Source organism: Pseudomonas sp. NPDC078416, from assembly GCF_050268485.1.
GTDB lineage: Bacteria > Pseudomonadota > Gammaproteobacteria > Pseudomonadales > Pseudomonadaceae > Aquipseudomonas.
On sequence record NZ_JBNNGV010000011.1, the window covers coordinates 146,846 to 161,778 of the forward strand.

Annotated in this window: 6 protein-coding genes, 1 rRNA gene and 1 pseudogene; 4 read left to right on the top strand and 4 right to left on the bottom strand. The window is 61.6% G+C overall.

Going from position 1 to position 14,933, the window contains the following annotated elements:
* Positions 1 to 362: 362 nt before the first annotated feature.
* The 4 genes and pseudogenes from ACQKEN_RS13010 (at position 363) to ACQKEN_RS13025 (ending at position 4,920) form a co-directional block, all read left to right on the top strand.
* A complete protein-coding gene (locus tag ACQKEN_RS13010) occupies positions 363 to 1,214 on the top strand; it encodes a sugar phosphate isomerase/epimerase family protein (protein ID WP_427685970.1) in 852 nt (283 codons plus the stop codon).
* A 13-nt stretch (positions 1,215 to 1,227) separates the two neighbouring features.
* Positions 1,228 to 2,291, top strand: a pseudogene (locus ACQKEN_RS13015) (isopenicillin N synthase family dioxygenase).
* A 125-nt stretch (positions 2,292 to 2,416) separates the two neighbouring features.
* Positions 2,417 to 3,184 carry an ABC transporter substrate-binding protein gene (locus ACQKEN_RS13020; RefSeq protein WP_427685988.1) on the top strand — a complete coding sequence of 256 codons (768 nt, stop codon included), beginning with the start codon at positions 2,417 to 2,419 and terminating at the stop codon, positions 3,182 to 3,184.
* Positions 3,185 to 3,351: 167 nt separating this feature from the next.
* A complete protein-coding gene (locus ACQKEN_RS13025) occupies positions 3,352 to 4,920 on the top strand; it encodes an amino acid ABC transporter permease/ATP-binding protein (protein WP_427685971.1) in 1,569 nt (522 codons plus the stop codon).
* A gap of 209 nt (positions 4,921 to 5,129) precedes the next feature.
* Here ACQKEN_RS13025 and recD read toward each other — a convergent pair whose 3' ends face one another.
* The 4 genes from recD to rrf all read right to left on the bottom strand — a co-directional run bounded on the left by recD (position 5,130) and on the right by rrf (position 14,717).
* A complete protein-coding gene (gene recD, locus ACQKEN_RS13030; protein ID WP_427685973.1) occupies positions 5,130 to 7,217 on the bottom strand; it encodes an exodeoxyribonuclease V subunit alpha in 2,088 nt (695 codons plus the stop codon).
* On the bottom strand, positions 7,214 to 10,912 hold the full coding sequence (gene recB / locus ACQKEN_RS13035; protein ID WP_427685975.1) for an exodeoxyribonuclease V subunit beta: 3,699 nt from the start codon (positions 10,910 to 10,912) through the stop codon (positions 7,214 to 7,216). The genes recD and recB overlap by 4 nt, the downstream gene beginning before the upstream one ends.
* Positions 10,909 to 14,394, bottom strand: coding sequence for an exodeoxyribonuclease V subunit gamma (recC, locus tag ACQKEN_RS13040; RefSeq protein WP_427685977.1), 3,486 nt, complete (start codon positions 14,392 to 14,394; stop codon positions 10,909 to 10,911). The genes recB and recC overlap by 4 nt, the downstream gene beginning before the upstream one ends.
* Positions 14,395 to 14,601: 207 nt before the next feature.
* Positions 14,602 to 14,717 (bottom strand): 5S ribosomal RNA (gene rrf / locus ACQKEN_RS13045).
* Between the last annotated feature and the right edge of the window lie 216 nt (positions 14,718 to 14,933).

The following is a 14,933-nucleotide window of genomic DNA, read 5'->3' on the forward strand; positions in this document are numbered from 1 at the left end:
GTCGTCCCGACTCCCGCGGTATATCAGGAAAAAAATATCTCTGCTGCTCCTGCTGCCGGTACCCGGCAGATCGCGGGACGAGCCACGCTCCTACGGGGTACGCGCAGGATTTGCCGTCTAGAAGGCCCCTCCCCGCCATAGTTCAGAAATCTCTGAACTATGCATTTGAGCTTTCCTATTCTTCCCGTTCATCCCCCGAATCTAAGATCGCCCCCAATAAAGGAGCCCGTCCAGTAGAGACACGGCCCGAAGATTGCCTTTTCTGATGTGACTGCCGCTGCACCCCGTTTCGGCCTGCGCCGTGGCGGAGCCCTGTCTCGGGTCACACGTCAGCCGCTTGATGCAATCTTTGAGGACGCTCGATGAAACTGGAAATCTTCCGCACGCTCTGGGGCTACCGCGCCAGCAAGGCCCAGGCGCTGGATGAGCTGCTGGAAGCCGGGTTCGACGGTATGGAAGCACGCCTGCCGCTGACGCCCGTCGAGCGCGCGGAATTCGGTGCCTTCCTGCGCGCCAATCACGTGCCTTACATCGCTACGGTGTTCACCGCCTACGACGTCCTCCCGGAACAATCAGCGACCACCGCAGAACACCTCACCGATCTGGAGCAGAAGCTCGCCTGGTCAACCGAACTGGCGCCCCGCTTCGTCAACGTGCTGGCCGGCAATGACCGCTGGCAATTGCCGCAGCAGGTGGACTTCTTCGGTCAGGCGCTGGAGGTGGCGCGCAAGCATGGCCAAACGGTGACATTCGAAACCCACCGCGCCCGCTCGCTGTTCAATCCCTGGGTCACCCTTGAGCTGATCCGCCAGTTGCCCGATCTGCGCTTCACCAGCGACATCAGCCACTGGATCGTCACCTGCGAGCGTTTGCTCGACGACCCGGAAGACGACCTCAGCGCGTTCGTCGAGCGCGTCCATCACATTCAGGCCCGGGTCGGTTACGACCAGGGTCCGCAAGTCCCGCATCCCGCGGCTCCCGAGTACGCCCGAGAGCTGGCATTCCATCAGCAGCACTGGGAAGCCGTGTGGAAATCCCAGCAGGCGCGAGGCTATCAGGTCAGCACGATGACGCCCGAATTCGGCGCAGACGGCTATCTGCACCACCTGCCCTTCACCAATGTACCGGTGGCCGATCTCTGGTCGCTGAACGTGTGGATGGGCCAGACCGAACGCGAACATTTCCAGCGCTTCACCCACACCACAAGCCGATAAGGAGCGTTTCGTCATGCCAGATCCGTCGCACGCGGCAGCCCCGAAGGTCGCCAACTTCAGCAGCATACCGGTGGTCGATATCGCCGGCCTGTTCACCCCCGATATCGCTCTGCGTCAGGCCGTCGCCGACGAACTGGGCAAGGCGGCGCGGGAAGTGGGCTTTCTGTACGTCAGGAATCACGGCATCGCGCCGTCGTTGATCGACGGTCTGCGTCAGGCGGCCAAGGACCTGTTCGCCCAGTCACTTGACTACAAAATGCAGCATTACATCGGCACTTCGCGAAGCCACAAAGGCTTCGTGCCCGAGGGCGAAGAGGTATACGCCAAAGGCAAGCCGGATCACAAAGAGGCGTTCGATATCGGTTTGAAGTGGGCGATGACGACCCACTGGTGATCGCCAAAACCCCGCTGATCGGCGCCAACGAATGGCCGGACCTGCCCGGTTTTCGCCCTGCGGTCGAAGCCTATTACGCGGCGGTGTTTGCCTTGGGCCGCCGCTTGTTCGATGGCTTTGCGCTGGCGCTGGGCCTGGAGGAAGGCTACTTCGACGCGATGGTGACACGTCCGCCCTCCAAGCTGCGTTTGATTCATTACCCATTCGACGGTGCCGCCCAGGACGCGCCCGGAATTGGTGCGCACACCGATTACGAGTGCTTCACCATGCTGCTGGCCGACAAGCCCGGACTGGAAGTGATGAACGACCTTGGGCAGTGGATCGACGCGCCCCCGGTGGATGGCGCGTTTGTGGTCAACATCGGCGACATGCTGGAGGTCATGACCGCTGGTACGTTCGTTGCTACGGCTCATCGGGTCCGCACGGTCAGCGAGGAGCGCTATTCGTTTCCGCTGTTCTTCGCCTGCGACTTCCACACGCTGATCAAGCCCCTCCCGCAGTTCGACAAGGGCACGGCCGACTACGAAGAAATCACCATCGGCGAGCACATGTTCGGTCAGGCGTTGCAGACCTACCAATACCTGCGGCGCAAGGTCGAGAACGGCGAACTCAAGCTGTACGAAAAGGCGCGCAAGCCGTCGAGCTTCGGCCATTTGAAGAGCCAGACACAGGACCCATCGTGATGCGATGCGTCCCCCTGTTCCACCCGAATACTCAACACACCCAGCCCTACCTTTCTGACGTGGAGTCGCCGACGATGCGCAACACTTTGAACACCGCTGTCCGCTTGACCGTGCTTGCCTCCGCCATGCTCGGCGCGTCGTTATTGGCTACCACGGCCGCACAAGCTGCTACCACCGTGACGCCCGGGCAATTCAAGGTCGGCATGGAGATTACCTACCCGCCGTTCGAATCCTACGACGAGAAGAAAAATGTCGTCGGTGCCGACCCGGACCTTTCGCGCCTGCTCGCCAAGCACATGGACCTCAAAGCGGAGTTTGTCGACACCAAGTTCTCCAGCCTGATCCTCAGCCTCAATGCCGGTCACTACGACGCGATCATTTCGGGCATGTACATCACGCCGGAGCGCCAGACCCAGGCCCAGACCATCCCCTACGCCGTAACGGGCGCGGCGATCATGGTGCTCAAGGACAGTCCGCTCAAACCCAAGGTGCCGGAAGACTTGTGCGGGCTGAAAATCGGCCTGGAAAAAGGCACCACCTGGGTCACCCAGTTCAACAAGCTGTCCGCCGAATACTGCGTGCCGAAGGGCAAAGGCCCCGTCGCCGTCAGCGAATTCCCGTCGGCACCGGAAGTGACCCAGGCGCTGCTGTCGGGCAACGTTCAGGCGCAAGTGGAAATCGACGGCGCCGCCGGGATGATCGCCGAACGCACCAAGGGCCGCGTGGTGGTCAGCACCGAGCATTCCATCTACCAGCAGACGCTTGGCATCTACGTGAAGAAGGGCAATGACGAGCTGTATCAGGCGTTGCTCAAGGCCTTCGACGAGACCAAAAAATCCGGCGAATACGCGGCGCTGTTGAAGAAATACAACCTGGAAGAGCCCGCCAACTGACGGCTTGATGCTTGCCCTTCTGTAGGAGCGCGCTTGCCCGCGATTGGCCCGGACAGACGATAAAGATGTAGCGACTGTACCTAAGTCATCGCGGGCAAGCGCGCTCCTACAAGGGATCGTGTTTGATAAGAGAATCCCGCCGGGCCCCGCCCTGCTGAGGTGTGTGTATGCAATTCGAATGGTCCTACTTTTTTTCTCTGTTCTCGGTCGCTGACTTCTGGGAGTCCTGCATCACCGTGATCGAGCTCAGCGCGCTGGGCTGGTTCATCGGCATGCTGCTGGGTTTCCTGCTGGCCTCGGCCAAGCTTTCGACCGCGCGCTGGATCAGCGTGCCGGCGTCGATTTATATCTGGTTCTTCCGCAGTGTCCCGCTGCTGGTGCTGGTGGTGTTTACCTACAACCTGCCGCAGATGTTTCCGGTCACCCGTGACGTACTGTCCAACCCCTTCTATTCCGGCCTTCTTGCGCTGGTGGTCACGGAAGCGGCATACATGGCGGAGATTCACCGCGGCGGCCTGATCTCCGTCGCGAAAGGCCAGAAAGAAGCCGGCCGCGCCCTGGGCGTCGGGCTGATCGGCATGCAGCGTCTGATCGTCATCCCCCAGGCATTTCGTATCTCCCTGCCAACGCTGGTGAATGAATACATCACCGTGGTGAAACTGACATCGCTGGTGTCAGTGATTTCGCTCACTGAACTGCTGACCGTGGGGCAACGCCTGTACGCGCAAAACTTTCTGGTCATGGAAACGCTGTCCGCCGTCGCGGTGTATTACGTGATGATCGTGACGGTGTTTGGCTGGCTGTTTCACTGGCTGGAGCAGCACCTGGAGCTGAGCAATCGCAAGCCGCAGACCCTCGACGACACTGCCCTGACTCACCTGCGCGCCAGCCTGGTCGCGCAGCCCGCGGTAGTACGCCAGCCGACAACAGGACCGGGGACGGCGCCAGCGCTGCAACTGGTCAATATCCACAAAAGCTACGGGCAGCATGAAGTGCTCAAGGGGATCAATCTGGAGGTGGACGCCGGTCAGGTGATTTCCATCATCGGTCCATCAGGTTCGGGCAAGACCTCGCTCATTCGCACCGTCAACAGCCTGGAGACCATCGACAAGGGCGAGATCATCCTGTTTGGCGAAGGCTACATTCACGCCGGCGACAACCCCAACGCGCCGCAGACTCGCCGTGGCGTGCAGCGCATCGGCATGGTGTTTCAGAATTTCAACCTGTTCCCCCACCGCACCATTCTCGACAACGTGACCCTCGCGCCGCGTTATCACGGCCGCGACCGCGACGTCAGCGAGCAGCGTGCCTACGCCCTGCTCGACAAGGTCGGGCTGCTGGCCCACGCGCACAAATACCCGCATCAGCTCTCCGGCGGTCAGCAACAGCGCGTGGCGATTGCCCGAGCGCTGGCGATGGACCCGCAGATCATGCTCTTCGACGAGCCGACTTCTGCGCTGGACCCGGAGCTGGTGGGCGACGTGCTGAAGGTCATCGCCGAGCTGGCGAAAGAAGGCATGACGATGCTCATCGTGACCCATGAGATGGACTTCGCCCTGTCGATTTCCGACCGGGTGATCTTCATGGAAAACGGCATCGTACAGGTCGACGCCGCGCCGCAGACGATTCTTGCCGACCAATGCGGCGCACGGGTGCGCACGTTCATGGGGCTTGACTCGCCTTCACTCAGCCCACAAACCGTCAGTAGGAGCCGGCTTGCTGGCGAACTCGGTTAATCATCCACTGCAGCAGCGCCGGGCAGAATGCTTTCGCCAGCGAGCCGGCTCCTACGGATTCGCGTACATCGCAGAATTCGCAGCTGGCGCAGATCAACTGTAGGAGCGCGCTTGCCCGCGAACGCGTCAGGTCATTCAGCTCGAAGCTGACTGACCGGCCCGTTCGCCAGCAAGCCGCTCCAATGACAGATCCAATCTCGACGCGCCGGTCACAACCCCAACATCAACCCGCTCAGGCGCTTGACCTTGCGCCGCAGCGCTTCTTCAAACACGCCCTGACGCGGCTCGATCAGGCTGAACCAGTGCTTGGCCCGGGTGATGCCGGTGTAGATCAGCTCTTTGGTCAGCACCGGATTCAGCGCCTCCGGCAGAATCAGCGCCGTGTGTGCGAACTCCGACCCCTGGGACTTGTGCACCGTCATCGCGTACACCGTTTCCACGTCATTGAGCCGACTCGGCAGCACGAAGCGCACGCCGCCGCTGCCGTCGTTACGCGGGAACGCAACACGCAGCGCCTGACGGTTCTCCTCGACCGGCCCCTCGGGCAGACGCAAGGCAATGCCAATGTCGCCGTTCATCAAACCCAGCCCGTAGTCGTTGCGGGTCATCAGCACCGGGCGGCCCTCGTACCATTGGTGATCGCTCTCGATCAGCCCGGCGCTGAACAGCGTTTCGGTGATCCGTCGATTCAACCCTTCCACGCCCCACGGCCCTTTGCGCACGGCACACAGCAGCTGAAACTCATCGAACGCGTTCAGCACCTGCCGCGCCCACTCGACGCTGCGCGGGTCTTCGATCTGCGTCAGGTCTTGCGGCCGCTGCGCGTGCATCACGCCCAGATAATGGCGATAGCCTTGCGGGCCGTCGCCGTGACCGTCGAGCAAAAGCCGAGACAGCGCGCGGTCCTGCTCACCCTTGAGCGCCAAGGAAAACAGATCCGGGTATTGGCGAGCCGCGAGCAATGCGCGCGCTTCCTGGTCCTGCTGCTGATTGACCAGTTTGGCCAACTGACCGATGCCGCTGCCCGCCACGAAGCGCCGGGAGTGGCGCAGCATCACCACTTGCTGAGCCAGCGCGTGATGCTGATCGTCGCCCTGCTGCAAACCGCTTCTGGAAAGATCTTCGCCGCTGACCGACTCAAGCCACGCCTGGGTCTGCGGGCTGTACATCCCCGCCTCCGCGTCGCGGCACAAATCGCCCAGCACCGCGCCCGCCTCAACCGATGCCAGTTGATCCTTGTCGCCCAGCAACACCATCCGCGCGTGGGGCGGCAACGCATCGAGCAGATTCGCCATCATTTCCAGGTCGATCATCGAAGCCTCATCGACCACCAGCACGTCCAGCGGCAACGGGTTGCCCGCGTGATGACGAAAATGCCGTGTGCCTGGACGGCTGCCCAGCAAACGGTGAACCGTCGTGACTTCGCTGGGGATTTTCTGCCGCACGTCTTCCGGCACTTGCAGCGTCTGCACCTGATGACTGATCGACTCGGTCAGCCGCGCTGCGGCCTTGCCGGTCGGCGCCGCCAGACGAATGCGCAACGGCTTGCCACGCTCCACTGCCGGCGATTGCAGCAGCGCCAGCAACCGCACGACCGTAGTGGTCTTGCCCGTGCCGGGGCCGCCGGTGATGATGCTGAACGCGCCACGGGTTGCCAGGGCGCAGGCCAGCTTTTGCCAGTCGATCAATGCGTCAGGCGCATGGTTGGCCGGGCCGAACAGCGCATCCAGCCGCTGAGGCAAGTCGCTGAAGCCCGTTTCCACCTGAGCCAGCCGCCGACGCAACGCCGCATCGATTCGTCGCTCATACGCCCAGTAACGGCGCAGGTACAGGCGCCGATCAGATAAAACCAACGGTCGCTGCGCCGCCGCTTCACTGACATCCCCGGCATGAGCAACCAGCGCGCTGGCTTCCAGCGCCTTGCACCAGGTCGCGCCGTCCAGCGATTTGAGCAGCGAGGACGGCAGCAACATCGGCGTCGACAACACATCGCCCTCGGGCGGCAGCGACAGGGCGAAGTCCGGTTCTTTCAGGGTTTCGTAGAGGTCCAGGCAGACATGCCCGTGACCCAACTGGTGGCTGGTCAGCGTGGCCGCCAACAGCACCAGCGAATCGGCGGCAGGATCAAGATCAGCCAGAAACGCCACGAACGCCTTGTCCAGCGCGCGCAACCAGCCGCGTTCGACCCAGCGCTGCAGCAACAGCAACAGGTCATCCACCCGGCTGAGGGGCTTCAGGTCGGCCAGGCTGTCGGCGTCCAAGGCTGTGGGCATCAAGTGAGCGAAGGTGCGGTTCATACGAGGTCTCCTGACAGCACGTCGGCCGTGATCGGCGCTCGGCCCTGAAACAGCAGATCGAGACTTTCGATCAGCTCGCGGGGCGGTCGGGTGAACCATGAACCCTGACTCCCGGCACGGCTGCCGCGCACGAACAGGTACACCGCGCCGCCCATGTGCCGGTCGTAATCGTAATCGGCGAGCCGCGCCTTGAGCTGACGGTGCAAGGCCAGCAGATAGAGCACATATTGCAGGTCGTAGCGGTTGTCCAGAATCGAGTTTTCCATCGCCTGCTCGGTGTAGGCATCGTCGTCGACGCCCAGCCAGTTGGATTTGTAGTCGGCAACGAAGTAACGATCTTCGTGCTCGAACGTCAGGTCGATGAACCCCTTGAACATGCCATTCAAAGAGACTGTCTCAGCGGCCGCTCGCGGCGCACCGTTGTGGGTGTAGCGGCGCACCAGCGCGTCCATCTGCGCCACATCGACCTTCGAGCAGGCGAACCAGAACTCCATTTCGACGCGGTACTGGTTCGGCTGATCCAGCTCGCACAAGGCCATGGGCTGCACCTCTGTGCCCAAACGCAGCGGCAGGGTCAGCAGATGCTGCAGCCAGTCGGTCAGCGTGTTGATCCAGCCCTTCCAGTCGCGCCGGTTGCAGCGTTGGGCGACGACTTTCTCCAGTGACAGCGGATCAGCCGCTGCTTCGGCAAAGCCCTTCTCGCCGGCCCATTCCAGCAAGCCGTGCAGAAAGGTGCCGGGATTCGGACCACGCGGGAATCGATGGATATCGCCGCCGCTGACCATGACCTCTCGCGGCGCATCCGGGTCGAGACGCTCATCGTCGAACAGCTTCTGCGCTTGCGGGCTGTCCGGCGACTGATCGCCGCTGTCGGTGATGGTGTCGCCGATGCGCAGCGCGCTATAGGACGCGATCCACCAGTTCTCCCGAGCGCTACGGCGGGGCACGCGCGGCTTGCTCAACGCGACCTCGTTGCGCGGCGCGCTGAAGGACTCGGTTGTCGGCAGCGGAACAGGCTCAACCTGCACGGCCGGGTGGTTGTCTGCCAGGGATCGCAGCCATTGGCCCAATCCCACTGACTCAGCCAGCTTCTGACCGCCGCCAAGCAAGTAGCCCAGCGCCGAACGGTGCAGTATCGAAGCGTTGTTACTGCCGCGCTTGAGATCGGCAACGCCCAGCCAGCACGCATGTTGAGCGCGAGTCAGGGCCACATACAGCAAACGCAGGTCCTCCGCCAGACGCTCGTCATCCGCCTGCTCGATCAGCGCCGGCGTGGGCTTGAGGCTGATCTGCGCGTGGCCGGCGGCGTCGTGGAAGTGCAGCGGCAAACGGCTGCCGTCCACCGGCTTCGTCGAACAGATGAAGGGCAGAAACACCATCGGGTATTCCAGGCCTTTGGATTTGTGGATGGTCACCACTTTGACCAGTTGCTCATCGCTTTCGAGGCGCAGGATCTGCTCCTCCCCTGCTTGCCCGGACAAAGCCAGATGCTCGCTCAAATGGCGAATCAAGGCCTGCTCGCCATCCAGCTCGGCGGCGGCCTGCTGCATCAGTTCGCTCAGGTGCAGCAGGTTGGTCAGTACGCGCTCGCCATCAGTACGCTGAACCAGCGCCTGGGGCAATTTGAAGTCGTGCAGCAGCCGACGCAGCATCGGCAGCACGCCTTGGGTGCGCCAGATGCGTCGGTAATCGCGGAACTGCATGACGCGGTTTTCCCACGCCAGTTCGTCCTGATTCAGCAGCTCAAGTTCGGCCAGCGGCAACGCAAGGGTGATGCAGGCCAAGGCCGCGCGAAGGGTCCGCTCGGCGTCAGGCTCCGCGCAGGCCTTGAGCCAGGCGAGCAGATCATGGGCTTCCTGCGCGGCGAACACCGAGTCCTTGTCCGAGAGATACACACTGCGCACGCCCCGCGCCGACAATTCGCCTCGCACCGCCTGCGCTTCCTTGCCGTCACGCACCAGAATCGCGATGTCGGCGGGCAGCAGCTTCTTCAAGGACTCGCCGGCTTTCGCAAAGCCCGCTTTGCCTTGTTGACCGGCGTTGAGCAAACGCACGATCTCACTGGCGCAGCTCGCCGCCAGTTGCGCTCGATAGACCGTGCCCGACACAGGTTGATCGGTTTCGAGCTGCCAGACGTTGAGCGCCGCAACCACCTGCCCGTCGACCTGCAACGTCTCTTTACGACCCTGAGAACCGACCGCCAGAAACGGCACGGGATTGTCCTGTGGGGTGCGGAAAAGAAACGCACCCCGACCGGCTTCGCTCGTTTCGGCGCGCGTGAATACGTGGTTCACCGCATCGACCATCGCGTGGCTGGAACGGAAGTTGGTGCCCAGCGTGTGCAAGCGTCCGGTGGTGGCCTGTCGGGCACGCAGGTAGGTGTAGATGTCGGCACCACGGAACGCGTAGATCGCCTGCTTCGGGTCGCCGATGAGGAACAGGCCGGTGCTCTCGTCGTTGGCCTCCAGCCGGTAGATGCTGTCGAAAATGCGATACTGCACCGGGTCGGTGTCTTGAAACTCATCGATCAACGCGACCGGAAACTGCTCGCGGATCAGGGTCGCCAGGCGCTCGCCACCGCTTCCGCGCAGCGCGGCATCCAGACGCAGCAGCATGTCGTCAAAACCCATCTCAGCGCGGCGGCGCTTCTCTTCTTCAAAGCGCGCCCCCACCCATTGCGCAGCGTGTTCGAGCACCGCTGCATCGGGCGTTGGCAGCGTGTCCAGCGCAACCTTGAGCTCAACCATCGCCTCGAACGCGGGGTGCGATGGCGGATTGTTCTTCCACGCTTCGGCAATGCCGTCGGGCGTCAGCCGTGTGAAACCGGTGCCGAGATCAAGTTGCTCCTGCTCGTCGTCATTGGCCCAGGCAATCAGCTTGTCGAACCAGGGTCTGAAATAACGCTCCTGCATCTTGCGGCCATCGACCACTTTGCACGCGACGCCGTCAATGCAGATCGCATGCAGCTCCGCGGCCCAGTTGGCCCATGGCGCCTTGAGCTGGCGGAGGGTTTCGCGCCGCTCTTGAATCGATTGCTCGATGAGCTGCGTCGGGCTTTGCGTCACGCTCGCCCGCTCACTGCCGAACAGCGCGCGAACCCTTGGCAGCAACGCCGCAGGGCCACTCCAGTTCTCGCGCACCCAGAGCAGCGCGTCACCGCTCATGGGGTAGCAGAACTTGCGCCAGTAATCGCGCAGTACTTCGCTGAGCAAATCGGTGTGATCGGTTTCCAGGCTCTGGGTAAACAGGCTACCGCTGTCGAAGGCGTGCTCGCGCAGCATGCGTTGGCACCAGCTGTGGATGGTCGATACCGCCGCTTCGTCCATCCACTGCGCCGCGATGTCGAGACGGCTGGCGCAGCCGGGCCATTGCTCAATGGCGAATTCGTCGCGCAATCCAGCGATCAACGCATCGGGCGCTTCGATTTCTTCACGGAAGAACCGCGCGGCTTCGGCCAGTCGCGTGCGAATGCGGTCGCGCAGTTCCTTGGTGGCTGCGTCGGTGAACGTCACCACCAGAATTTGTGGCGGCAACAGCTCACGGCCGAAACCCGAGTCTTCGCTGCCATGCCCTAGCACCAGGCGCAGGTAAAGCGCCGAGATGGTGAACGTCTTGCCGGTGCCGGCGCTGGCTTCAATCAGCTGGCTGCCTTTGAGCGGAAAGCGCAGCGCCAGAGGTTGTTGTGCATCACTCATGCGCCGGCCTCCTCGCGAGAAAGTGCCTGCCAGGGCGCTTCAAAAATAGGCTTGTATAACGCCTCGCACCAACCCACGAATTCCTCGCTGCCCAGCAACGCATCGAAATCCGGGAACTGGCGCGCCAGGGGAGTGCTTTCGGCACGCTCACCCTTGCTGTTCTGGCCATCGCCTTCATAGGCCCTGCGCGCGGCGGCTTCGGCTTTGACTTCATCGTTCTGCCCCAGCCAGGCAAAGGCCGTCTTCACCGCAATCGGCAGCGGTCGCTGCATGCCTTGATGCCAGGCCAGCAGCAGATCATTCAACGTCCGAGTGGCGGTGTCTTTGTCCAGCGGCGGCAGCAAGAGGGTTTCGTCGCTGGCCACCAGCGCGGTAGTCAACGGCAGATCGCACGCGCAGGCCACCAGATGGTTCACCCACGGCTTGGTCAGACGATGCCACTTGCGCGTCTTCTTGCTGGCGATGGCATTGGGGATAGCGGTGATCGCGAGTAATTCATTCTGAGGGTTCTGATAAAGCCCATCGACCCAGCCGTCTAGCTCGACGCCCTGGTGCTGATAACTGACCGGCAGCGCGCTGTGCAGCCGCACCGGCCAGCGAATCAGCAATTCGTGATAGCGGGCGACGAGATCGGGCAGCGGTTCGATCAGTTCATCCTGCAGCAATGCTCCGAAGCCGGCCATCGGCAGCAAGCCGCTGCCCTGCAAGCGCATTGCTTGAGCATGGAGCGATTCCTGAATGTGCTCGGGATCTGTGAGCGCCGCTTGCAAAAGGCTGTCGCTGAGGCCGTAGCGCTCAAGCGCGTCGAGCACGAAAGGCTCCTCGTCCGCCAAGGGCGCTTCGGCGACTTCAAAGAATATCTTCAAGCGCTGACTGAAGAAGTGCTTGACCGGATTGCGCAGGAAATCCTGCAACTGCATCAGACTAAGCGGCTCCTCCTGCTGGTGCTTTTGCAGGGCTTTTGTTTCGCCTGCTTCGGTGAGGGCTTCGTGAAGCACCTGCCACTCGCGGGCAAAGCTGAAGAACTCCGGGTTCTCCTGAAAGTACTTGGCACTGAACGGCTGCAGCGGATGTTCGACAGTCAGTTTGTGCAGCAACTGCTGACCCGGATCTCGCTTTTTATCGTCCTCGGGCTCAATGGCATCGGCCAGTCGCCAACCGCTGGACAGATGATCGCGCAACTGCCCGATGAGCACCGAAGCCGGCCGCTCGGAATTGTCGCGAATGCTACGCCCCACCCAACTGATGTACAGCTGGTCACGGGCGGACAGCAGCGCTTCAAGCAAGAGATAACGGTCATCCTCGCGCCGGGAACGGTCGCCGGGACGGTAGTCGCTGCCCATCAGATCGAAATCCAGCGGCGGTTGCGCGCGCGGGTAATCTCCATCATTCATGCCCAGCAGGCAGACGATTTTGAACGGAATCGCGCGCATCGGCATGAGCGTGCAGAAGTTGACCGACCCGGCCAGAAAGCGCTGGGACAACCTCCCTTGATCAAGCCCGGCCAGCCAGGCTTCACGCACGACCGTCAACGGCAACTCTTCTTCCAGGCCAACGGTCTCGCAGGTCTGCAGCCAGGTTTCGCGCAAGGTTTCCAGCTGACTCAACAGGTAGTCGTCGTGCTCACTGTCGGCCATGAAAAACAGCTGCATGACCGCTTGAAGGCGCGCGCCCCACATCGCAGGCGTGGCGGGCTGGGAGAGTTCGTTGTGCGCGACCTGAAGCGCGTCGATCAGGGACACCAGCGGGCCAATCAGGGCCGCATCCAGCCCGCCGATTTCGTCATACGGCTGAATGCCGTCGTAGGCCGCACCTGCCCCGACGGCGTACCCCAGCAACATGCGACGCAGCCCAAAATGCCAGCTGTTCTGCTCAAGCTCTTCAGGCAGACCCAAACCTTCGCGCTGTACCGCATTGAGCCCCCATCGCACACCCGCTCCCTCAATCCAGCGGTGCAGGGTTGGCAGGTCTCGCTCATCAATGCCGAACCGCGTTCGTAATGCAGGGACGTCCAGCAGATCGAGGATTTCACTGACCGGGAATCGACTGTCCGGAATCTTCAGCAAGTGCTCGACGGCGATCAGCAGCGGATCACGGCCACGCTGGCCCTGATCTGCGAGGGTGAAGGGGATAAAACGGCGATCGTCGCGATCCAGTTGACCAAACACTGCGCGAATGTGGGGGGCGTAGCTGTCGATGTCCGGCACCATGACGATGACGTCCCGCGGACGAAGGTCAGGATCCTTGCTGAAGCGCGCGAGCAGTTGATCGTGCAGCACCTCAACTTCGCGCTGGGCACTGTGGGCGACATGAAAGCGGATCGAGCGGTCGGTCTTTATGTCCACTGGCGGCCAGACGTCACGGGTCTCGCTCAAAGGACGCAGCTCGAGGATATCGTCCTGGAGTTGATTCAGAAGCGTCGTGGGCTCGCTCTCGCTGAACAGGTCAATGCGCCCGTCGCGAAAGATCGAGCGGTAGCTGTTCGGGTCGTCATGACTGTCGAGCAAGTTGATGTAGTCACGACCCTGCTTGCCCCAGGCAGCCAGCAACGGGTGAGCGTGCTGGTGCAGTGCATCTGGGTTGAGCACCACTGGCATGCCGGGTTTTCGCGATTGGCGTTTGTATTCGTGACGCAGGAGATCCTTGTCAGCCACGATGTCTGCCCAGTGATGGCGGCAGGGGTTGTGCACGCAAAGCAGAACCTGGCTGAAACGAGCCAGTCCGGCAAGCGCTTCCAATGCCTGGGCGGGTAATGACGAAATGCCGAAAACGATCACTCGCGCCGGCAAACCGGCCGGTGCCTCGGCCAGGCTGTTGATACGTTCTATGTAACGCTGATGCACCCCGGCCCGGCTCTGGGCCATGCCCTCTGCACCGACATCATGGAGCAGCGCACGCCACAGTTCGGCTTGCCAGCAGTTCTCTGTTTTCAGCGGCTTTGCCTCTCCCCTGCCGGTCCTGAGTTGGTGCTTGCCCGCGGCCCAGTCTTCCAACCAGTCGGCCCGGTACACCTGATACTGGTCGAAGAGGTCAGCGAGTCGCTCGGACAGTTGGTAACGCTTGCGCAGGTCTGTATCGGCCGTCAGGAATCGTTGCAGCGGCTCGAAATGCGGCTGATTGATCAGGCCGGGGAGCAGTCGCATCAATCGCCAGGTCAGGGGAGCTTTATCGAGCAACGAGGTTTCCGGAATCTCGGCCTTGCCCAGCACCGCACGATACAGCTGCCACATGAAGCTGCCAGGGAGTTGCACATCGATCGCGGCGGCAATGCCGCAACCACCTTGATCATCTTCCTTAGCGTCTTCGGCCAAGGCGAGCTTCAGCCACTGCGCAATACCGTTGCTTTGTACCAGCGCTACTTCGTTTTCAAGGGGCGTCAGGGGGTAACGCCGCATCCAGGACACCACAAGTCCACGCAGCTCATCCAGGCGATTCCCATGGACCACCATAAATCCGGGGTTGAGATTGGATGTCACCGGCATAGCTGCGTCCCTTGGTCTTTCAAAAGAGGGAGAAGACTACCAGAGGGAGAGGACTCGTTAGCGGTCGATCTTGTGAGGGCGGCTGGCAAACGCTCTCCGGTGGTGGTGATGCGGCGCAGAGTGGTTGGCAGTTTTCCACGCCTGGAACTTTTTCGCGTGCAAAAACAAAACCCCATCTGCTTTCGCAGATGGGGTTTTGGAATTTAATCTTGACGATGACCTACTCTCACATGGGGAAACCCCACACTACCATCGGCGATGCATCGTTTCACTGCTGAGTTCGGGATGGGATCAGGTGGTTCCAATGCTCTATGGTCGTCAAGAAATTCGGGTACTGACTCGTTCGTGAGAACGCTTCAGCAAATCGGGTATGTGATCAAGGTGCAATTTGTGTGTTCGCAAACTTTCGTCTTCATGCGTCTTCACACACCGCAATCTGCTGTCTTTCTGCAGATTGCTTGGGTGTTATATGGTCAAGCCTCACGGGCAATTAGTATTGGTTAGCTCAACGCCTCACAGCGCTTACACACCCAACCTAT